This window comes from Alicyclobacillus shizuokensis NBRC 103103 (assembly GCF_001552255.1).
In the GTDB taxonomy this organism is placed as follows: Bacteria; Bacillota; Bacilli; order Alicyclobacillales; family Alicyclobacillaceae; genus Alicyclobacillus_G; species Alicyclobacillus_G shizuokensis.
The window spans coordinates 1-20,899 of record NZ_BCQV01000047.1 but is presented as its reverse complement, the minus strand read 5'-3'; the positions used below and the strand labels follow the sequence as shown (position 1 = coordinate 20,899).

The window sequence follows — 20,899 nt, the reverse complement described above, 5'->3', positions numbered from 1 at the left end:
TAACTATTCCACAGTCTAATGCCCACGCCATCTTCTGGGCAAGCATCACAGTCGAAGTTCACCTTGTATAGTCACGACAGCTGATCCGCCGACACGAATTTCCGGTTCCATTCCAGGTAGAATATCTACATGAACTGTCCCAGGTCGTCCCATCACGTCCCCTTGTGCTATTCGCAGCTTGTGCCGTTGTGCACGATCAAGTATACCCTCAAGAACTAAATAACCTGCTAAGGCTCCGTTTGCTGCACCTGTGATTGGATCCTCTGGAATGCCGACCGCAGGACCGAAATCTCGAGTATAGAGGTCGTAAAGATCGGGATCACAATCAAATGTAAACAGATGGGTGGTCACTGCGTTCTGCCGTGTGTTTACCTCGGCTAGTTCTGTTAAAAGAGGTCTAGCCTCGTCAATCGCTTTACGTGACGCTAACGGGACGAGCAAGTGCCAGTTACCCGTGTATCCAAGTCGGATTGGAAGGTTCCGGTCTAAACTAGTCACATCTACTCCTAACAAACGAGCGACTTCCTCGGCGCTTAAATCAATGTGCTGAACTCGGGGTGAAATTTGCCGCATAAAAACTGTCTCTACATCGCCATTTTCCTTTGTGGTCCATTCCACTGGGACGATACCGACATTAGTCTTAAAAACCAACTGAGCTTTCTGTTTGGCCCAACCGAATTCTGTCGCCAATAACCACGAAGCACCTACCGTCGCGTGGCCGCAAAAGTCGATTTCCGAGGTCGGCGTGAAGTAGCGTACGCGGAAATCAGCGTCGGAGTCGCCACGAAGCAAGAACGCTGTCTCAGACATATTCAATTCTCTGGCAATACTTTCCATCTCCTGGTTTGTGAGACCAGCAGCATCAGGAACCACTCCAGCTGGATTCCCGCTGAACGGGACGGTTGTGAACGCATCTACATGGTAAACTTTCACTTTTCTCATCGATGACACTCTCCCGTCACTTGTTTTCCATTTCAATAGTACTCTAAGTTTCATATGAAAATAATAAAATGAATCACAATTCGTGATTCAAAAAAAGAGGGGGCGATATGGATATCAATGCCTTCAAGGTGTTTCGGACGGTGGCAGCAGAGACCTGTGTTGACGGTGACTGAAGGTGGGCGGAAATAGCTTGGCACCAGAATTGTATGCCTCTACAAACGATCTACAAATCCTCTACAAATCGTATTCAAAACATCTGAAACATGTCCCGTAAAATCAAGCTCTGACGCGCTATTTATCGCTCATTGATCGTCCCGAATGGGACTAAATAGCCACGCCCTCATGGTGTCAGCCTTAATAGGAGGATCTCTGCCAAACGATGATGATCCAGCCTTGATGCGATAGACATGCTACTTCTCCCAGTATTGAATCCGTTATTTTGTTGGTGTCAGCTGCTCGTAAGGTATGTACCCTTCCTGGCCCTGGTACGCACCAGAGTCTATCCGGATGTGCGCGACTCCGCTAAAGGAAAGGTCTTCGACGTACACTTTTGTTTGTGCTGGTATCTGCAGAACCTCACCCTTATTGACCATGTCCTGAACATGCTGCGTGTTGTTGGTACTCACGTAATTTTGGAGTTCCTTCAGGGCGTCCTGAGTCGTTGCAACCACGTCATCAGCTGTATTGACGACAGCGTTGTCGCCGGCCTCAACATGCTGTGTGGACGTATTCGATGTTGTTGACGAAGAACCGCAGCCTGCCAATGAGAGAATCATTGCCGTAGCCATAAAAGGGGCACTGATTCCTTTTGCCCCTTTCATATACCAATCACCCCGTTTTCTTTTAGTTCCAATATAATTATCCATCCGATAAGAGTAAAGAGTGAAAATAGAGGGTGGTGGTGTGCAGACCCGCTGGCTGTGGGCGACCATCTCAGCGACCGAACCGGAACCCGTGGAGCCACCAAGCTGGCAGCCTGGGCCGAAGCGGGTCTTTTTCGTTCCCAATCCGTTCCCAACCCCACACCTACACGGACATTCCATTAAATTCCCAAAAACAAAAATCCCTTGCGCGGCAAGGGATTTTGCGAATTTTTGATGGAGCGGATGACGGGACTCGAACCCGCAACATTCAGCTTGGGAAGCTGACGCTCTGCCAATTGAACTACATCCGCACAGCCGTTTACAATGTGTAGTATAAACACCCTCCTGGCAGAATGCAAGTGCTGTTGGGTTGGAACTCTTCACCAGAAAGAGAAAGGGCTGCTTATGTACACTCTTCGCGTCGGACCGGATGGCGCTGGGCATATGATCAAAACCGTGTTACAACATGAACTTCGGATGTCCCGCAGGTTGCAACGGGCGCTCATCAAGTCTGGCGGAGTGAGCCGCAACGGACAGCCGGCTCGCTTGATTGACCGCGTCGAGGCAGGGGATTGGCTGACGGTGGAGTTGCCTGCCGAAGTATCCAGTCTCATGCCTGAGCCGATGCCGTTGGACATCCGCTATGAGGACGCCGAAATTCTGGTCGTCAATAAGCCTCCCGGAGTGTTGGCCCATCCAAGCGCCCATGAACGAAGCGGATCGCTCCTGGCCGGAGTCTTGGATTATTTGCAGCCGCACGGTCAAGTGGCCCACACTGTGCACCGTTTGGACAGGGACACTTCTGGACTCTTGATGTTTTCCAAAACCTCCCACAGTCACCACTTGTTTGACATCGCCTTGCGCGAAGGTGCCGTGCACCGGGCGTATTTCGCCATCGTGCATCGCTTGACGGAGGCAGCTTTTTCGTCAACCCTCCCTGGGCCTTGGCAGACGATCTCGCTGCCGATTGGACCCAATCCGTCTCGTCCGTCGCGCCGTATTATTTCCGCGGACGGGCAGGAGGCGATTACTCACTACCGCGTGGTGGGACAAGCCGGTCGCCTGGCGGCTTTACAGATCCACCTCGAAACCGGACGAACACACCAAATCCGACTGCATTGCGCGGCTATGGGCATGCCGCTCGTCGGTGAGGCAGACTATACAGCGGACTACAGCATCATGCCCGTCGCCAAGACCGAGCCGGTTGCGTTTCCAAGGCAGGCGCTGCATGCCTATCAACTGACCTGGACACATCCGGTGGACGGCACGCAGAGACAGGTGCAGGCGGAGCCGCCCGAGGATATGCGACGCCTGTGGACGGATGAAGGCGGCGACGATGCGTTGTGGGCGTGGGCCATGTCATTGCCCCTTGAGAAACCAGTCTGATAAGATGAGTTGAGATGCTAGCTTTCAGATTGCAGTGCCTTTCCACTCCAGGGCGATGCTCGGAACGCCCAGGGACGGGCCAAGGAACGAGGGGTGAAGGAGTGACCGACAAGAACCATCGGGAGGAGCTGCTGTGGATTCTCGAGGGTCATGGCGGACCCGGATTTGAGCAGGATGTGGCCCGTCGAATTGAACAGGTGTTTTTGCGCTACACCTCCCAGATTCGGCGAGATGCGATGGGAAACTTGACGGCGGTGCTGCCGGGCAGCGGCGAGCGACGGTGTCCGCGCGTGCTGCTGGCGGCTCACATGGACGAGATTGCATTGGTCGTGACCAAGGTCGAGCCGGGTGGATTTCTGCGCGTGTGGCAAGCCGGTGGCTTTGATGCCCGGACCTTGATTGGACAGGAAGTCGTCGTACATGGAAAGCGACCCTTGGCGGGAATTGTGGGCTCGAAGCCACCTCACCTGACCACCGCCCGCGAGCGGAAACAGGCGCCGCCGCTGGAAGACCTGTACGTTGATGTGGCGCTTCCCGAGTCGTCGGTCCGCGAGTTGGTGACTGTCGGCGACCGCGTCACACTTTCGCGCGATCCGATGGAATTGCTGCATGATCGGCTTGCTGGCAAGGCGCTCGATAACCGCGCGAGTGTGGCGGTGCTCTTGGAGACGCTGCGTTTTTTGCGTCCCCTGCGGCATGAGGCGGATGTATATGCGGTGGCCACGGTGCAGGAAGAGGTGGGGTTCCGTGGTGCCACGACAGCTACCTATGGCTGGCGGCCGGATGTGGGTATCGCGATTGATGTCACCTTCGCCGAGTTCCCGGGCCAGGCTCCGGACGAGAGCTTCAAGATGGGCAACGGCCCAGTTGTTGCTTTCGGCCCCAACATTCATCCCAAGGTGTTTCAGCGCTTGCGCGACACCGCGGAGGAGCACCGAGTTCCGTACCAAGTCGAGCTGACCCAGGGTCCGACGGGTACCGATGCGCGAGCGATGCAAATTACCCGCGAGGGCGTGGCGACAGGCTTGGTCGGCGTCGCGATTCGATACATGCACACATCAGTGGAGACGGCTGATTATCAGGACATCGTGGAGTGCGGGCGGCTCTTGGCGCACTTCATCGCGAGCGTGGACACCGCCTACGTGGAGGGTCTGTCATGTTACTGAAAGAACTCACGGAAGCCATGGGGCCGTCAGGGTTTGAAGATGAAGTGCGCGACCTGATTCGGGAGGCCGCACGTCCATACGCGGAGCGGATGTACACAGACGTGCTTGGAAATCTGATTGTGGAGCAACATTCATCTACCTCCGGTCCGCGCATTCTCCTGGATGCCCACATGGACGAAGTCGGGCTGATGATTGTCCACGTGGAGGAGAGCGGTCTGCTCCGGTTTCGCGCCTTGGGCGGGATCGATCCGCGCGTCCTGGTCTCCAAACCTGTGCGTATCGGCGCGGAAAAGCGGTACGGCGTGATTGGCGCCAAACCGATTCATTTACAGAAGGCGGATGAGAGGAAGCGTCCGCTGCCGATGAATGAGTTGTACATCGACATCGGTGCCAAAGACCGGGAAGACGCCTTGCGGGTGGTGAAGCCAGGGGACGTGGCCGTGTTTGCCACCCGCTATGGCGAGATTGGAGAGGGATGCGCCAAAGCCAAGTCGTTCGACGACCGGGTCGGATGCGCTGTCTTGCTCGACACGCTTGCAGCAGGCGTTTCCGTTCCCCTGATTGCCGCGTTCACGGTGCAAGAGGAGATAGGACTGCGCGGTGCCACCGTGGTGGGCGAACGAATTCGCCCGGACATCGCGATAGCGCTGGAAGGGACCGTGTGCTTTGACGTGGTGGACACGCCAGGCCACGGGCAGTCGACGGTGATGGGAGCGGGACCAGCCCTCACCGTGCAGGACGGGCGGACGATTGCAGACCAAAAATTTCTCCAGTTCATGGTCTCGGTCGCGGAGAAACACCACATCCCGTATCAGTTCCGGCGGGTAAAGGGCGGATCGAACGATTTCGGCGCGCTCCATCGCTCCGGAACCGGGGTGGTTGGGGGCGGCATCTCGGTTCCGATACGGTATATTCACGCACCCGCTCAGATCATATCGTTGGAAGACTACCACAACACCGTCCGCTTGGTTCGTGCTTTGCTCGAAGAGATAGGCTTAGGAGCGTGGCCTCTTGGGAATCGTATCCAGACTGGCTGAGGAGGATGTTGGATGTCGGAACTGAAGGAGCAAATTGCGCGGCTGGCGGCGTTCGTGGCTCCGTCCGGCGCGGAGCGCGACCTCCAGGGGGCCCTGCTGGAGTTGGTGCGGGACGTGGCGGACGAGGCGTGGATTGATGCGCTGGGCAACGGCATTGCGCGAAAACGGGGTCTCGGTCCGCACGTGATGCTGGCGGCCCACGCGGATGAAACGGGTGTCATGGTGATTCATGTCGATGACGGAGGCTTCTTGCGTCTCATATCTGTCGGTGACGTGTCGGCCCGGGATATCATCGGGCGTCGGGTTCAGTTCACGAATGGACTCCTCGGCCTTGTGCAGGCCGAGTCCTCTGTGGCTGTTGAGGACATCGGCTTTGAACACCTGTATGTGGACATCGGCGCGGACAGTCGTGAAGCGGCTATGGAACAGGTTTCCATCGGCTTGTCCGGCGTTGTGGTCGATCCGGTCGTCCCCTTGACCCCGTATCGCCTGTCCGGTCGCGCGCTGGACAACCGGGTGGGCTGTGCCGTGGTGGCCTCCGTGTTCCGCGCGGCTGCCGCCGAGGGGAAAAACGTGTCGGTGGTGTTCACGGCGCAAGGCGCCGTGGGTGCACGCGGCGCCAGACCGGCCGTGGTGCAGCTGGAGCCCGACCTGGCCTTGGTGGTGGACGCGGCACCTGCCGGAGATACTCCCGGAGCCAAGCGAATGGACATCAAACTGGGGCAAGGCCCGGCGATCAAGGTGATGGATGGAACCACCATCATTCCATTGGATATGAAGCATCGATTGGAGCAGTGTGCGGCAGAGAATGGGGTGCCGATGCAATACGAGGTTTGGCCGCGCGGCGCTTCCGACGCGGGCAGCGTACAGCTGTCATTGGCGGGGATTCCCACCGCCGGCGTCAGCTACCCGGCTCGCTACGTGGGGGCGGGATCGACCGTGGTGGATCTGCGGGACGTGGAGGCCGCGGTGCGGTTGTTGAGCGCAATGGTGGCACAATCGTGAGGCTGCCGGTGCGTGCCCTCACGCCGGCAACGTCTTGTGCACGGACTGCCGTGGCCCGTCGGCCGGCCGCCCAAACAGGCGGATAACGGGAAAAGATGATATAATGTCCGCAACACTTTTCTGAGAGAAGAGACAGAGTGGAGTAGAGCGAGGAGCGTGACACCTGTGATTCGTTACTTGACGGCCGGAGAGTCGCATGGGCCCGAATTGACCGTCATTGTGGAAGGGTTTCCGAGCCGCCTGCCGGTGGACAAGGCGGCCATCGACGAACAACTGCGCCGTCGCCAACAGGGATACGGCCGCGGCCGGCGCATGCAGATTGAATCGGATGCAGTGGAAATCACGAGCGGCGTACGGTTTGGGGAGACACTGGGTACGCCCATCACGATGCACATTGTCAACCGCGACTTCAAGAATTGGCAGGAGCGCATGGCGGTGTACGGGAATCCGCCGGAGAATTTGAAGGTCGTGGAACGACCACGGCCCGGACATGCGGACCTGGCCGGAGCCATCAAGTATGACCACGAAGATATCCGCAACGTGCTCGAACGAGCCAGCGCGCGCAACACCGCGACCATGGTGGCGGCGGGCGCATTGGCGCGGCAGCTGTTGGCGCAGTTTGGGATTGAAATCGTCAGCCATGTGGTCGAACTGGGTGGGGTCTCTGTAGGCCATCTGCCGGATGACCTACGGCAGATTCGTGAGGCGGCCGAGAGTTCCCCGGTGCGATGTGCGGACGAGAAAGCCGCGGCGCAGATGATGGCTCGCATCGATGAAGCGAAAGAGCGCGGCGATACGGTGGGCGGCGTGTTTGAGGTGCAGGTCGTCGGCTGCCCGGTGGGGCTCGGAAGCTACGTCCATCCCGACCGCAAGTTGGATGGACGACTGGCCGCCGCCATCATGAGTATACAGGCCATCAAAGGTGTGGAGATTGGCTTGGGTTTCGAGGCGGCGCGCCGGTTCGGATCGCAGGTGCATGATCCGATTGCGCACGATGGCCGGGGATACGTGCGTCCGAGCAATGGAGCAGGGGGACTGGAGGGCGGTGTGACCAACGGACAACCGGTGGTCATTCGCGGCGCTATGAAACCCATCTCCACGCTGTACAAGCCGCTCAACAGTGTCAATATGCGCACGAAGGAAGTTGAGCCGGCAGCGGTGGAGCGCTCTGATTACTGTGCTGTGCCGGCCGCCGCCGTGGTGGCGGAAAACGTCGTCGCGTGGGTGATGGCGGACGCGTTTCTCGAGAAGTTCGGAAACGATTCCCTGCCGCAGATCAAGGCCCATCTGGAGGCTTACCAAGAGCGGGTGTCCAGCCGGTGACGACACGTCTGGAGGTACACACACCCACGCGCACCTATCCGTTCGTTGTAGCTCCCGGATTGCACAGGCGATTGGGAGACGAATTGAAACGGCTGGATGTATCCACGGACAGGTCCTTGTTTCTGATCACGGATGAAACCGTCGCCGGGCTCGGGGTGTTGAACCGGGTCAGCGAGGCGTGTCAAGAGGCCGGGTATTCGGTTGCCAGTTCCATTGTGCCTCCTGGGGACAGCAGCAAGTCGTGGGCCACGGCCTACCATCTCTACCAACAGATGCTGCAGGCGCGGGTGCGTCGAGACGGTGTGGTGGTGGCGATAGGGGGCGGTATGGTCGGGGATCTCGCGGGCTTTGTCGCGGCCACTTACCTGCGCGGCGTGTCGTTCGTACAGGTTCCCACCACACTCCTGGCCCACGACAGCAGCATCGGAGGCAAGGTTGGCGTCAATCTGCCAGAGGGAAAGAACCTGGTGGGTGCTTTCCATCAGCCTCTGGCGGTTCTTTATGATACAGAATGTCTCGCGTCTCTGCCGACAGATCAATGGCGGGCGGGCATGGCCGAAGTCATCAAACATGGCATCATCGGCGATGCGGAGTTGTTCGCCCGCTTGGAGTCATCTCCGGTTCCTCAATTTCCGGGAGCGGGGCCGACAGAACGGCTGATTGCCCGAGCGGCGGCTGTCAAGATTCGTGTTGTCGAAGCGGACGAACGGGAAAGTGGATTGAGAATGGTATTGAACGTCGGGCATACGGTCGGGCATGCGGTGGAGCAGATCTCGGCCTATCGATTCAGTCACGGCGAAGCGGTGGCCATGGGCCTATGCGTGGAGGCCGAATTGTCCGTTTTGCGCGGCCTGCTGTCGAAACCGGGGCGGGATCGCATCGTGAAGGTACTGGCGCAGCACGGACTTCCGACCCAGGTCCCCGACTATTCGCTGGAGACGGTGATTTCGGTGCTTGATAGGGATAAGAAAAACCTGCATCACGGTTGGACCTTCGCCTTGCCTGTGGAAATTGGACGGGTGGAGGTTGTCCGCGGAATTGGCCCGGAAGACCTGAAGGCGGCATGGAATGCCCGCTTGCACACGGCGTAGACGCGGGGCTGACGTTGTGCGGGTTATTTTTTTCAGAAGAATTAAGGGAGAATCAAGGAGGATGGGGCCATGGCCACGACAGTTCGAGGCATTCGGGGTGCCATTACCGTTGCGGAAGACTCCGCGGATGCCATCCTGACGGCGACCCATGAACTGATGGCGGAGATTGCCAAGCGGAACGCCCTTGTGCCGCAAGACGTGGTCAGCGTTCTGTTGACCATGACCCCTGACTTGACTGCGTGCTTTCCCGCGCGGGCGGTGCGCAGCTTGCCAGGGTGGCAATGGGTGCCTTTGATGTGCGCGAGTGAAGTGGCCGTGGCCGGCGCGCTGGAGCGCTGCATCCGGGTGCTTGTGCACGTCAATACGGACAGGACTCAAGCCGAAATGGAACACGTCTATCTGCGGGCAGCGGTCCAACTGCGTCCCGATCTGGCTCAATAGGAATAGAGCGGCGTGAACCTCCAAGCGGGCACTTGTTTGGTTGACGGGGAAACTGATACCACATATCATATACACATCATTAGATTGAGAGTTTCGTTATTGTCTGTCATGTGGTATGAGTCTTGCTGTTGAGTGGAGTGGAGCTGAGCCTGTTGGAGGACGGGTCGGCACTTCGATTCGATCGATCCTGTTGACCGTCCTGACTTGCGCGCAGTCTCTGGAGGTTGTGTCCGCAGGTTGGCGAGCGACTGGCTCACGGCCTGCGGATTTGACCATATCCAGGTACTGCGCACCCCGGGGGCTGGATCGAGCGTGCGTGTGAAATCGGACCAGCAATAGACCTGCTCCCCGAGACAGATGAGAGGAGACGAGTTAGCATGAGTGATTTCATCCAAAGGGTCCTGCGACAAGTGGCAGAAGGCCATACGCTGGATGCCGAAACGGCGGAACACGTGATGGATCAATTGATGCAAGGACAGCTGTCCCCTGTGCATACGGCGGCCTTGGTGTCAGCCATGGCGGCGCGTGGGGAAACGGTGAACGAGATTGTCGGTTTCGCGCGCGCCATGCGCAGCCACGGCAACAGCCTGCAGGTGCCTTTTGATGTGGTGGACACCTGCGGCACTGGTGGCGACGGCGTGGGTACATTCAATATTTCTACTGCGTCGGCAGTGGTTGCCGCAGCGGCTGGGGCGCGGGTGGCCAAGCACGGCAACCGGGCGGTTTCTAGTCGCAGTGGCAGTGCCGATGTCCTGCTGGCGTTGGGTGCCCGTGTGGACCTGAACGAAACTCAGGCACTGCGCTGTCTGGAAGTGAGCGGCCTGTGTTTTCTCTTTGCCCCCAGTTACCATCCGGCCCTCCGACACGCGGCCCAGACCCGTCGAGAGCTTGGTTTTCGTACCATTTTCAATATTCTTGGGCCGTTGACCAATCCGGCAGGGGCCAAACGGCAGGTCATTGGTGTCTTTCGTTCGGACCTGGTCGATAAAGTGGCACAGGCTTTGGTGGAGTTGGGCACTGAGCATGCATTGGTCGTTCATGGTGCCGGCGGATTAGATGAATTATCCTTGGCCGGCGAGTCGTTGGTGGCAGAAGTCCGGTACGGGCAATGGCATCGATACACGCTGACCCCGGAGGACGTGGGCCTGACCCGCGCCCCGTTGGAGACGGTTATCGGCGGCGACGCCGCTGTGAATGCTGAATTGATACGCGGTATTCTGGCAGGACAAGCGGGGCCGCCGCGAGATGTGGTCCTGTACAACACCGGGGCCGTCCTGTATATCGCCGGAATGGCGTCGAGCATTCGCGAAGGCGTGCGGATGGCGGCGCAACGGGTGGATGAGGGTGCTGCCACGGCCACCCTGCTTCGATTTATTGGTGCCACCGTGGCCTCTGAGGCGAAGGAGGTAGCCCAGTGACGACGTTCTTAGATCGCATACTTGAGACCAAAAGGGAAGAAGTTGCTGAACTGCGTCGTCGAAGCCGCCTCGGGCAAGCGCCCGACCTCGGCAGTCTGCCGCCGTGCCGCGGATTCGCTGCGGCTCTGCAAGCGGGTGACTCCCTGGCGGTGATTGCCGAAGTCAAGCAGGCCAGCCCGTCGAAAGGCAGAATCGCGATGGATTTCAACCCCGTGGCTACTGCGAACGTATACGAGCGGGCCGGTGCAGCTGCCGTGTCCGTTTTGACGGATGAGCGGTATTTTCAGGGTAGTATCGCGGATCTGCGAAGAGTCCACGATGCGGTGCGATTGCCCGTATTGCGTAAAGACTTCATCATCGACGAAGTCCAGATTGAGCAAGCGCGCGCGGCTGGAGCGGACGCGGTGCTGCTGATTGTCGCCGCGCTGCCAGCGGATCGTCTGCTGGAACTTTCCCAGTATGCAAAGGGCTTGGGTCTGGATGTCCTGATTGAGGTGCACACGGACGAGGAACTGCCCGCGGCGCTGGCCGCAGAGCCTTCGGTGTTGGGCATTAACAACCGCAATCTGCACACGTTCGTCGTCGATTTGAACACCACACTGCGTTTGGCCCAAGCGGTTCCGGCTGAGCTTCCAATGATTTCGGAAAGTGGCGTGAGCTGCCGCGAGGACGCGGAGCGGTTGGCCACCAGTGGGGTGTGTGGGGTACTTGTCGGGGAATCGCTGATGCGTCAGTCGAGCGCCGAAGGTGTCCGGGAGTTGATGGCTGAACTCCAGGTTCCTCGTCGTTCGCTGGCAAAGGATGGTGCCCAGTTGTGAACATGCGAGTGAAGATATGCGGCATCCAGCCGGGCGATGATCTCTCCTTTGCAGATACTGATCTCATTGCTCACGTGGGGTTTATCTTTGTTTCGGCAAGCCGCCGCTATGTCCATCCCCGCCAGGTACCCGCGCTGATCCGGTCGTTGCCCGCTTCCTGCAGTCCGGTAGGAGTGGTGGTCGACGAGGAGTTTGACGGCGTTCGACAGATCTGTGACGAAGCCCAGATTCGGCACGTGCAGCTCCACGGCCGGGAGACACCTGACTTTTGCCAGCGTCTGAAGAATGATGGATATACCGTCTGGAAATCGTTCTCCGTGCCGGAGACGGTCGATGAAAATGTGGCTGTCGTCATAGCAAACCGAATTCGCCCGTACCTGCAGGCGATTGATGGCATCTTATTGGACAGTGCCCCGCCCGCTGCGGAAGGGTCGGTCACCGGAGGGCACGGCCGCCGCTTTGCATGGAGCATACTGCCGCGTTTGGTGGATGCCTTGGGTCCTGAGGAAATGCGGCCACCATTGTGGATTGCGGGGGGTATCCGTCCTGAAAACGTCGATGAATGCCTTGCGTGTTTTGTTCCCGACGGTTTGGACGTATCGTCCGGCGTGGAGGTGAACGGGCGCAAGTCGCGTGCCCGTATTGATGCCTTGGTGGGGGCGTTGCGGTCGGCCGCGAGGCGACAAGGTTGTGAAGCAGAATCTAAGCAGGCGGTGAACCAGTGATGACGCAACAGACCGATACACAACCAGACAAACGCAGGACCGCAGCGCCGATGGCGACCCAGTCAGCGGCTGGCACGCCGTTTCCTGACGCAAACGGGCGGTTTGGCGATTATGGTGGGCGGTACGTTCCGGAGACCCTGATGAGTGCGTTGCATCAATTGGAGCAAGACTATGAACGGCTGATGCAGGACCCGAGGTTTCAGGCGGATTTGTCGTATTATTTGCGGCAGTACGCGGGTAGACCGACGCCTTTATACTATGCGGAACGGCTGACGGATCGCCTCGGGGGAGCAAAGATTTACTTGAAACGAGAGGACCTGAACCACACCGGAGCCCACAAGATCAACAACACCATTGGCCAGGCACTGCTGGCCGTGTATACGGGCAAGAAGCGCGTCATCGCGGAAACCGGAGCCGGCCAGCACGGTGTGGCCACGGCGACCGTAGCGGCCCGGTTTGGATTGCAGTGTACCGTGTTCATGGGTGAAGAGGACATGCAAAGGCAGGCTCTCAACGTCTTTCGCATGCGGATGTTGGGAGCCGAGGTGGTGCCGGCCTCCACCGGTACACGGACCTTGAAGGATGCGACCAACGAGGCCATCCGTCACTGGGTCACTCATGTGAATGACACGTATTACATCATCGGATCCGTGGTCGGACCGCATCCGTATCCGCGCATCGTCCGCGACTTTCAACGGATAATCGGGGATGAGACGCGTGAGCAGATTCTGGAGACCGAGGGGAGATTGCCAGACACGGTGGTCGCCTGTGTCGGGGGTGGCAGCAATGCCATGGGAATGTTCTACCCATTTATCTCGGATATGGATGTGCAGCTTGTCGGCGTCGAAGCAGCGGGAAAAGGCGCCGATACCGGACTGCACGCGTTGAGCCTTGGGCAAGGTCGCCCTGGCGTGCTGCATGGTTCCCGGACATACCTTTTGCAGGACCAGTGGGGGCAAGTCACCCCTGCGCACTCGATTTCTGCCGGCCTTGATTACCCGGGCGTAGGCCCAGAGCATGCCTGGCTGCATGACACCGGACGGGCTACCTATGTTCCCGTCACGGATGAAGAAGCCTTGAACGCGTTTTACCTGTTGTCCATGACGGAGGGCATCATCCCGGCCCTGGAGAGTGCCCACGCCGTGGCCCATGCCGCCCGTATAGCCCCGCAGCTTCCTAAAGACCACCTATTGGTCGTGTGTTTGTCCGGACGCGGGGATAAAGATGTGGAGCAGATTGCCAGACTGGAAGGGGAGGAGCGGCACCATGGACAGAATTGAGCACGCCTTTCGTCAAGCATCGAAACAAGCCGCGCTCATTCCATTTCTCACGGCTGGCGATCCGGACCTGGAGACGTCGATTTGCGCCTTCGACGCGGTCATTGATGCGGGAGCGGATGTGGTTGAAATTGGCATACCGTACTCCGATCCGCTGGCGGACGGCCCTGTGATTCAGGCAGCGGCGGTCCGAAGTCTGCGAGGCGGGTTTCAATTGCCGACTGCCTTTGATGTCTGCTCCACCTTGCGCAGACGGCACGAGCGGACCGGGCTCGTATTGTTCAGCTATATCAACCCCGTGCTGCAGTATGGCCCAGACAAGTTTTTCCGGGATGCCCATGCCGCCGGTGCTGACGGGGTGATTCTTCCCGACTTGCCGTTTGAAGAGAGCGCCCTGGTGCGCGAACTGGCTGACGCCGCTGAGGTGGCGCTGATACCGTTGGTTGCGCCGACTTCGAGAGAAGAGCGGGTGGCCAAGATCTGCGAATCGGCTCGGGGATTCGTCTACTGTGTTTCGTCTTTGGGTGTGACAGGGGAGCGAGCGCACCTGTCGAACCAAGTGCAAGAACTGGTGGCATCCGTACGACGGCATACTCACCTTCCGGCTGCAGTCGGGTTTGGTGTGAGCACGCCGCTGCAGGCTCGGGAAGTCGGAGCGTATGCGGACGGGGTGATTGTCGGGAGTGCCTTTGTTCGCCGCGTCGAGGAGGCCTTGGCGGAGACGCGAGGTGCGAGCGCCCCGACGGGACATCAGCGGTCAGAATCGGAGGGTGTCAGCACGTCGAGCAGGGACGCGATTGTCAGACGCATCCGCACATTTGCTGCAGAACTTGCGTCTGCGCTCGCGAACCCAGACTTGCATGCCACGTGGGTGGCGCAGAGATAGGAGGGAGAGATATGATAGTCGTCATGAAGGAGGACGCAACCCAGTCGCAGATTGATGCGGTGGCTGATTTGCTGAGCAGCAAAGGGTTGGGCGTACACCTGTCCCGAGGTGAAGAGAAGACTATCATTGGAATCATTGGGCCACGGGAGCGAATGCTGGAATTTCCTGTCGAATCCATGGAAGGGGTAGAAAAAGTGGTGACCGTAAGCAAGCCTTTCAAGCTGGCCAATCGCGCTTTTCACCCCCAGGACACCTTGGTTCAGGTAGGCAACCATGTGGTGGGCGGCGGCGAGTGTACCCTGATAGCCGGCCCGTGCTCTGTGGAGTCGAGAGATCAGATCATTGAGATTGCGAAGTTCGTCAAGCAGGTCGGAGGACACATGCTGCGCGGCGGAGCATTCAAGCCGCGTTCATCTCCGTACTCGTTCCAAGGCCTCGGGGAGACCGGTCTTCGCTATTTGGCTGAGGCCCGTGAACAAACCGGGCTACCGATAGTATCCGAAGTTATGGAAATCGCCCAAATCCCGATGTTTCTGGAATATGTGGATGTCCTCCAGATTGGCGCTCGCAACATGCAAAATTTTCCGTTGCTAAAGGCTGTAGGAAAGACCAATAAGCCGGTGCTGCTGAAGCGAGGCTTGTCGGCCACGATTGAGGAATGGTTGATGTCCGCCGAATATATCCTGGCCGAAGGTAACCCGAATGTCATTCTCTGTGAGCGTGGCATTCGGACGTTTGAAACCTACACCCGCAACACGCTGGACTTGAATGCTGTACCGGTGGTGCAGCACCTGTCTCATTTGCCGATTGTGGTGGATCCCAGCCACGGCGTGGGGAACTGGCGCTATGTTACGGCGATGGCGCGGGCCGGCGTCGCGGCGGGTGCACATGGGGTGATTGTAGAAATCCACCCCAGCCCCGCAGAGGCGTTGTCCGACGGCCCACAATCGTTGACCTTGGACCGGTTTGCCGGTATGGTCGCTGAGGTGCGCCGGATCTCCCAAGCACTACATCCAGCCCAGGAAGCTCTGTATGCGGGAAATGCTTGAACGGCAGGAAAACCGGATGAAAACGGGAGGCAGGCCTGCCTACTGGCCTGTCTCCTTGTTGATTGTTGGTTGTGGACTCATTGGGGCTTCCCTGGCCATGGCCTGGCGTCAATTACACTCGGATGCGCGTATCGTGGGCGTGGATACGAACGCGCAGCATCGAGAACAGGCACGTGGACTCGCCGGTGCCGCCGGCGGATGGTCAGAACACCGCGCTGGGGAGGCGCCAGAGTGCGCAGCACGCCTGGTGTTTGATGATGTGCTGCCGTCAGTGCCGGACGAATCGTTCGATGTGGCTGTTCTCGCGGCGCCGGTCGAAGCAGTATGCCGTTTGTTGGCCACGGTGGGTGATAGAGCCGAATACGTGATGGACGTCTGCAGCGTGAAAGAACCGGTGGTGGACGCCGCCCAGCGGCTGGGCATCACCGAACGTTTCGCCCCGACCCATCCGATGGCCGGAGCCGCGAGTTCGGGTCCGCTGGCTGCCCGTCCAGATTTGTTTCAAGGCGAGGCCTGGCTGGTGGTGAAAGGGTGGCCGGCGTTGACGCGAATCAGGCCAATGCTGACGGCCTTGGGCGCGCACATCGTGGAGGTGCCTTCGGCTGTGGAGCATGACCGCGCTATGGCGGCGGTGAGTCATGGTGTCCATCTCGCGTCGCTTGCTGTCATGACGGCCTACGGGCGGGCCGTTGTCGATAACGAGGCAAATCCCCAGTTATGGGCCCACCTGACTGGCCCCGGATTCCGTGATGTCACGCGGCTGGCCGCATCGCCTCCCACGTTTTGGGTTTCCACGCTGCTCTCCAATCGAGCGGCGGTGCTCGCTCACCTTGAGCGCATCGGTGGAGCGTTGCAAGAATTTGCCGCCGCTTTGGCGAACGCCGATGCTGAACGTCTGACAGGGCTTCTGAGAGCCGCCCAATCTGATCATGAACATTGGCAGCATTGGCGCCGAAACACACCGGAATGAGTCTGGGCTGAGTGATCCGAAAGTGCCTATTGACAGCGCTTCCATGCGAATGTATTCTAAAGGCGAAGGGTGTTTTGTTCTGATTTCTCTCCACTCCTAGCAGATTCTATGAGGGACGCTTCGGCGTCCCGACTTTTTTGTCCGCGAAAGCGTTTGCATATTCGAAAGTCAGCCTCTTCATAGCTCGCGGCATTCCTCTCCGAGTATAAACCCGTCGAGACGTCATCATAATAAGAAAAGAATTCCAGTGGATGCCCGAATCCGTAAGGTATACGGCAGGTATCGGCCAGCCAAGGAGAGGACGGGTGTGTCCGGATTTTTATACATCCATGCAGACGGTACTGTCATAGCGAGATCCGATGTGTCCGGCTATGAATCGGTCCAGGCCATCTTAGGTCAGTTCGCAGAGCTGTCCCAACAACTAGATCCCATTCATGTCTACCGATTGCATCCGTTGTCTCTTTGGCAAGCCGCGGCACGCGGTCTGACGACCGATGAGGTGCTGCGGTTTCTGCGCCGCCACGCTGTTCATCCCCTTCCTTTATCGCTCCAATTGACGATTCAAAAGGAAATGAGCAAATGGGGACAATTGGAACTCGTCATGGGTGAGGATGGCGCCTACATGATGCTGCACGGAGCTGCCGGGTTATTAGAGGAACTCAGTCGTTCTGCCCCCTTGACCCACTGGGCGATGAACTCGACGCAACGAGGAATCCGGTTCCGCCCAGAGCAGCGAGCGGATGTGAAGCGGGCACTGGCTCGGCTCGGTTATCCCGTGTTGGATCGGGCCGGGTATCACATGAGCTCGCCCCTAGACATATCAGCGCGTGACAGTTTGCGATTACGGGACTATCAGCAGGAAGCTGTCGCCGCCTTCTTTGCCGACGGAAGTGGGCAAAGCGGAATTATCGTTTTGCCGTGTGGGGCGGGAAAGACCGTGGTCGGCATCGCGATTTTGGCCCAGCTCAAGCGGCACGCCTTGATCTTGACCCCCGGAGAAGAAGCGGCCGGCCAATGGAAGCGAGAGCTGCAACGCTGGACCGAGATCGCGGAGGAAGCGGTTTCGATTTATGACCCAAGACGAAGGCCATCGCCTGTAACCATCACCACATATCAACGGGTGGCCGCCCGCAGCAAGACCGGATTGCACAGGAATCTGGAGACGTTAACGCGTCACCCGTGGGGTCTCGTGATCTACGATGAAGTGCATGTGCTCCCTGCCCCATTGTTTCGACTGGCTGCTGAATTGCAGGGTGTACGCCGGTTGGGACTCACGGCCACACTTGTACGGGAGGACGGGTTGGCGGCCGATGTATTCAGTCTCATCGGGCCAAAGTTATACGAAGCGCAATGGAAACCTCTAGAGCGGGACGGGTACTTGGCTCCTGTGACCTGTGTCGAGATTGATGTGCCTTGGCACAGCCAAGATTACGAGCGTTACCGGGTGGCTGGCATTCGCGAGAGGCACCGGGTGGCGAGCGAGAACAGGGCAAAAGTCGCGGTCGTTTGCGAGCTTGTTCAGCGACACTCGGAAGCTAAGATTCTGATATTTGGCCATTACGTGGAATCTTTGTCCATGATTTCTCATGCCGTGGGCTGCCCGCTCATCACGGGGCGGACGCCGAAAACGCAACGGGAGGACCTGTATGAATCGTTTCGTGAGGGACGCGTCCGCGTCTTGGCGTTGTCTCGGGTCGCCAACATGGCCATTGATCTGCCGGCGGCCACGGTGGCCATTCAGGTCTCCGGCTTGTTTGGCTCACGCCAGGAAGAGGCCCAGCGGCTCGGCAGGTTGCTACGGCCTGCGGGCGGATCGGGCATGTTTTACACGCTGGTGACCGAGCAGAGCGTGGAGCAGGAAAAGGCTCGCCACCGCCAGATGTTCTTGGTCGAACAGGGATACCGCTACGAGAAGGTGCACGCCGGAAACGTCAGTTGGTTGGAAGGGGTGTCCATTGGTGCGCTTGATGGAGTGCCTGAATGACGCGGATGTGCTCACACTGCGCAAGATTGTGGATCATTACGGCTTTTCGTGCTCCCGTCATTCAAAAATGGAGATGATCCAGGAAATTTCATTGACCTTCCGGAGTTCGCGGTTTCTTGGACAATACCTTCCAATGTGGACGGACGGACGCGAGTTTCCACTGCTGCGTCTGTGCGTGAGTGCCGTACGACCGCTGACGGACGAGGAAATCGATGGTGTGTTTTATGGCGTGGACTCCAATATCCTGGACTCGGCTTTGCGCGAGGGCTGGCTGTTTTCGACGACGCGCATAGATGGACGCCGCCTGTACGTGATTCCGGACGAATTGAGGCGAGTGATGCAAGAGCGCTTGATAACCGGCCTTCTCCAGTGCGTCCAACAGAGTGCGGAGGGGCCCGCGGTGTTCGCCGAAGAAGGATATGCTCTCAGCCATGATTTGGACGTGTTCTTGGAGTACGTGGATCATCATGATGTCTTGCTCACCCAAGGCGGAGCCATGTACAAGCGTCACTTGGTGCAGGTGTTGCAAATCCTCGAAGTGGAAGAGGACGTGCTTTCTGGCGGATGGCGCTTTGGTTATGGGCGAAGGTTTCACGATTATCCAGACCGATTCGCTTTATTGTACGATTTTGCATACCATGCAGGATACTTGGAGGAGAGCGCGGACGGTCGCTTGCGCACCCGGCCGGCGCGGGAAGAGTGGATATCGATGAAACCAGCCCAGAGACAGCGGGCGTTTTTGCGCTTCTATCTGAGTTTGTATCGTCGTCCCATCTTGCGCTTGCCTGTCCTTACACAGGTCATCGGTTGGACTCCACCGAGATGGATTCGCAGTGATTCGATGTTCCAGGCATTAGAACCCCTGATTAACGAATATTATTACGATACCAAGGAGCAGGTCTGGAACACCCGCATCGTCAAGATGTTGACGCACCTGGGTATCTTGCGAACCGGTGAAGACGATCTCGGTCGACAATGGTTTCAAATCACAAAACTTGGTCAAGAATTGCTAACACCAGACGCTATTCCAGCTGTGGAACCGCAAGAAAACGACGGAGGAAGGGTACTCATCGTGCAACCGAACTTCGATATCTTGGTCACAGCTGAGACCCCTCGTCTAACTGCGGTTTTGGCACAGTTCGCTGACCTCAAGCAAAGTGGAACGCTGCGAGTATATGGGATGTCGAAATCCAGCCTGGAGCGGGGGATTCGAGAAGGAGGAACCATATCCGGATGGTTAGAGTTCTTGACCAAATACTCGCAAACGCCCGTTCCTGGAAATGTGGAACGAACGTTGCGGGAATGGGAGCAGTCGCTGCAGGGAGGCGGCAGCGGAGAAGAGATCTCGATGGGATCGTAACCAACTGAGTAGGATTGTGACCAGGAAATCCAACAAAAGTCGGGCCAAGGGTACTCGGGATTAGCAGGAAAATGCCGCATCCTTCGCGAATAGAATACACGAAGAATTCCTACTATTGGCGGCATGTGAGCGACCTCAATCGACAACGGAAAACTCCATCAGGGAGGAGACGACCATGGGTAGCACGGTCACAACTGCCGAGAAGAAACACTTCCTGCGTTGGTTTCTGGCAAACTATCAGCTGCAGAGTCGTGAGGCCGAGATGCTGATTCGCTATATGATGACGCGTGAGAACGTGCTCCGGAAGGTTCACTTTGTCGAGAACTTCAGGCAACTGCCGAGGGTCATCGTGATGTCTACGACCTGCGTGCCAGTGGCGCCATTCCGCTACTACCGACGCAACAAACCCGTATCTACCGATGTCGAGCAAGCGTTTTTAGACCTCTATCAGCACCCGGATGAGGACATTTATGTGGGCCTGTTCTTCAAGGATAGGACCACCAGTGCGGCGTATGCCGCGGTGCTCGAAGAGGTTCCCGTACATGACCTGGAACCGGCGGTACGGGAGATGATCTCGCTTCAGGCGGACTTAATCATTGAGCAAGCGGTCCGCCGCTACCAGCGGGCGATACTGATGGCCGATGTCGACCGCAGCCTTGATGAGGGAAATCGGGAAGCCTTCTACCAAGCCAGTCAACGGCTGATTGAATTCGATGAATCGAATCTCGGGCTCTAACTAGGTTTTCCTGTTCGGGAGTGGCCTTGCGTCCGCAACAGGTTTTCTCGTGACCTTGACCCACTGTATGCCGCGGTGCTTTCCGTGGCTTTTTTGTTGCTGACCGCCTGGGGATTTTCTCATCGAGGTACATTGCCGCCACATTCTATTTGATCTTTGCACTGGCACGTGCTATAGTATTCAACGTCGCCGCTCGACCGGCGGCCCTGAAAACCGCCAAATCCCGCGTCACGACAAGGTTTTTCGCGCCGCGCTGAAGGCGGGGCGGGGCTTGGAGAGACCCGGGCAGCGACACCGAGTCTTGGGTGTCGGCGAGGTGGAAAGCTAGGCATCCGGAATCTACCACTTGCAGGATGAGTTCAAGGGTGGTATGATGAGGGATGCCGCTTCGGACCGAAACGGTCGGCGGACAGGAAAATGAA

At 58.1% G+C, this 20,899-nt stretch carries 19 protein-coding genes and 1 tRNA gene; 17 read left to right on the top strand and 3 right to left on the bottom strand.

What is annotated here, in order from left to right:
• Nucleotides 1–45: 45 nt before the first annotated feature.
• From ASH01S_RS15180 to ASH01S_RS15170, 3 genes are all read right to left on the bottom strand, one after another.
• Nucleotides 46–942, bottom strand: coding sequence for a PhzF family phenazine biosynthesis protein (locus ASH01S_RS15180; RefSeq protein ID WP_067929292.1), 897 nt, complete (start codon nucleotides 940–942; stop codon nucleotides 46–48).
• Nucleotides 943–1,376: 434 nt separating this feature from the next.
• Complete coding sequence (locus tag ASH01S_RS15175; protein WP_157067168.1) at nucleotides 1,377–1,949, bottom strand: hypothetical protein; 573 nt, start codon at nucleotides 1,947–1,949, stop codon at nucleotides 1,377–1,379.
• Nucleotides 1,950–2,040: 91 nt separating this feature from the next.
• Nucleotides 2,041–2,116 (bottom strand) — tRNA-Gly (locus tag ASH01S_RS15170).
• Between the two features lie 133 nt (nucleotides 2,117–2,249).
• On the opposite strand from ASH01S_RS15170, the gene ASH01S_RS15165 reads away from it, so the two are divergent.
• The 17 genes from ASH01S_RS15165 to ASH01S_RS15085 all read left to right on the top strand — a co-directional run bounded on the left by ASH01S_RS15165 (nucleotide 2,250) and on the right by ASH01S_RS15085 (nucleotide 20,477).
• A complete protein-coding gene (locus ASH01S_RS15165; RefSeq protein WP_169794253.1) occupies nucleotides 2,250–3,191 on the top strand; it encodes an RluA family pseudouridine synthase in 942 nt (313 codons plus the stop codon).
• A 101-nt stretch (nucleotides 3,192–3,292) separates the two neighbouring features.
• Nucleotides 3,293–4,357: a M42 family metallopeptidase gene (locus tag ASH01S_RS15160; protein WP_245629107.1), complete on the top strand. Its 1,065-nt coding sequence runs from the start codon at nucleotides 3,293–3,295 to the stop codon at nucleotides 4,355–4,357.
• Complete coding sequence (locus ASH01S_RS15155; protein WP_067929289.1) at nucleotides 4,348–5,394, top strand: M42 family metallopeptidase; 1,047 nt, start codon at nucleotides 4,348–4,350, stop codon at nucleotides 5,392–5,394. The genes ASH01S_RS15160 and ASH01S_RS15155 overlap by 10 nt, the downstream gene beginning before the upstream one ends.
• Nucleotides 5,395–5,406: 12 nt before the next feature.
• On the top strand, nucleotides 5,407–6,399 hold the full coding sequence (locus ASH01S_RS15150; RefSeq protein ID WP_245629106.1) for a zinc-binding metallopeptidase family protein: 993 nt from the start codon (nucleotides 5,407–5,409) through the stop codon (nucleotides 6,397–6,399).
• A 168-nt stretch (nucleotides 6,400–6,567) separates the two neighbouring features.
• Entirely contained in the window at nucleotides 6,568–7,722 is a 1,155-nt protein-coding gene (gene aroC, locus ASH01S_RS15145) for a chorismate synthase (protein WP_157067169.1), read from the top strand.
• Nucleotides 7,719–8,813, top strand: coding sequence for a 3-dehydroquinate synthase (gene aroB / locus ASH01S_RS15140; protein WP_067929287.1), 1,095 nt, complete (start codon nucleotides 7,719–7,721; stop codon nucleotides 8,811–8,813). Before aroC ends, aroB begins: the two co-directional genes overlap by 4 nt.
• Nucleotides 8,814–8,882: 69 nt before the next feature.
• Nucleotides 8,883–9,254: a chorismate mutase gene (aroH, locus tag ASH01S_RS15135; RefSeq protein WP_067929286.1), complete on the top strand. Its 372-nt coding sequence runs from the start codon at nucleotides 8,883–8,885 to the stop codon at nucleotides 9,252–9,254.
• A 377-nt stretch (nucleotides 9,255–9,631) separates the two neighbouring features.
• Nucleotides 9,632–10,672: an anthranilate phosphoribosyltransferase gene (trpD, locus tag ASH01S_RS15130; RefSeq protein WP_067929285.1), complete on the top strand. Its 1,041-nt coding sequence runs from the start codon at nucleotides 9,632–9,634 to the stop codon at nucleotides 10,670–10,672.
• Nucleotides 10,669–11,490 (top strand): indole-3-glycerol phosphate synthase TrpC, encoded by an 822-nt coding sequence (gene trpC, locus ASH01S_RS15125; RefSeq protein ID WP_067929284.1) that lies wholly within the window; start codon nucleotides 10,669–10,671, stop codon nucleotides 11,488–11,490. The genes trpD and trpC overlap by 4 nt, the downstream gene beginning before the upstream one ends.
• Nucleotides 11,491–11,492: 2 nt before the next feature.
• A complete protein-coding gene (locus ASH01S_RS15120; protein WP_245629109.1) occupies nucleotides 11,493–12,215 on the top strand; it encodes a phosphoribosylanthranilate isomerase in 723 nt (240 codons plus the stop codon).
• Between the two features lie 50 nt (nucleotides 12,216–12,265).
• Nucleotides 12,266–13,495 (top strand): tryptophan synthase subunit beta, encoded by a 1,230-nt coding sequence (trpB, locus tag ASH01S_RS15115; RefSeq protein WP_067929293.1) that lies wholly within the window; start codon nucleotides 12,266–12,268, stop codon nucleotides 13,493–13,495.
• Nucleotides 13,482–14,378, top strand: a complete 897-nt coding sequence (gene trpA / locus ASH01S_RS15110; RefSeq protein WP_083517234.1) for a tryptophan synthase subunit alpha — start codon at nucleotides 13,482–13,484, stop codon at nucleotides 14,376–14,378. The genes trpB and trpA overlap by 14 nt, the downstream gene beginning before the upstream one ends.
• Nucleotides 14,379–14,389: 11 nt before the next feature.
• On the top strand, nucleotides 14,390–15,427 hold the full coding sequence (gene aroF / locus ASH01S_RS15105; protein ID WP_067929282.1) for a 3-deoxy-7-phosphoheptulonate synthase: 1,038 nt from the start codon (nucleotides 14,390–14,392) through the stop codon (nucleotides 15,425–15,427).
• Nucleotides 15,411–16,397 carry a prephenate dehydrogenase gene (locus ASH01S_RS15100; protein ID WP_067929281.1) on the top strand — a complete coding sequence of 329 codons (987 nt, stop codon included), beginning with the start codon at nucleotides 15,411–15,413 and terminating at the stop codon, nucleotides 16,395–16,397. Before aroF ends, ASH01S_RS15100 begins: the two co-directional genes overlap by 17 nt.
• A 307-nt stretch (nucleotides 16,398–16,704) precedes the next feature.
• A complete protein-coding gene (locus tag ASH01S_RS15095; RefSeq protein ID WP_067929280.1) occupies nucleotides 16,705–18,381 on the top strand; it encodes a DNA repair helicase XPB in 1,677 nt (558 codons plus the stop codon).
• Complete coding sequence (locus tag ASH01S_RS15090; protein WP_245629108.1) at nucleotides 18,365–19,741, top strand: helicase-associated domain-containing protein; 1,377 nt, start codon at nucleotides 18,365–18,367, stop codon at nucleotides 19,739–19,741. The genes ASH01S_RS15095 and ASH01S_RS15090 overlap by 17 nt, the downstream gene beginning before the upstream one ends.
• A 175-nt stretch (nucleotides 19,742–19,916) precedes the next feature.
• Nucleotides 19,917–20,477: a YpiB family protein gene (locus ASH01S_RS15085; RefSeq protein ID WP_067929278.1), complete on the top strand. Its 561-nt coding sequence runs from the start codon at nucleotides 19,917–19,919 to the stop codon at nucleotides 20,475–20,477.
• Nucleotides 20,478–20,899 lie beyond the last annotated feature (422 nt).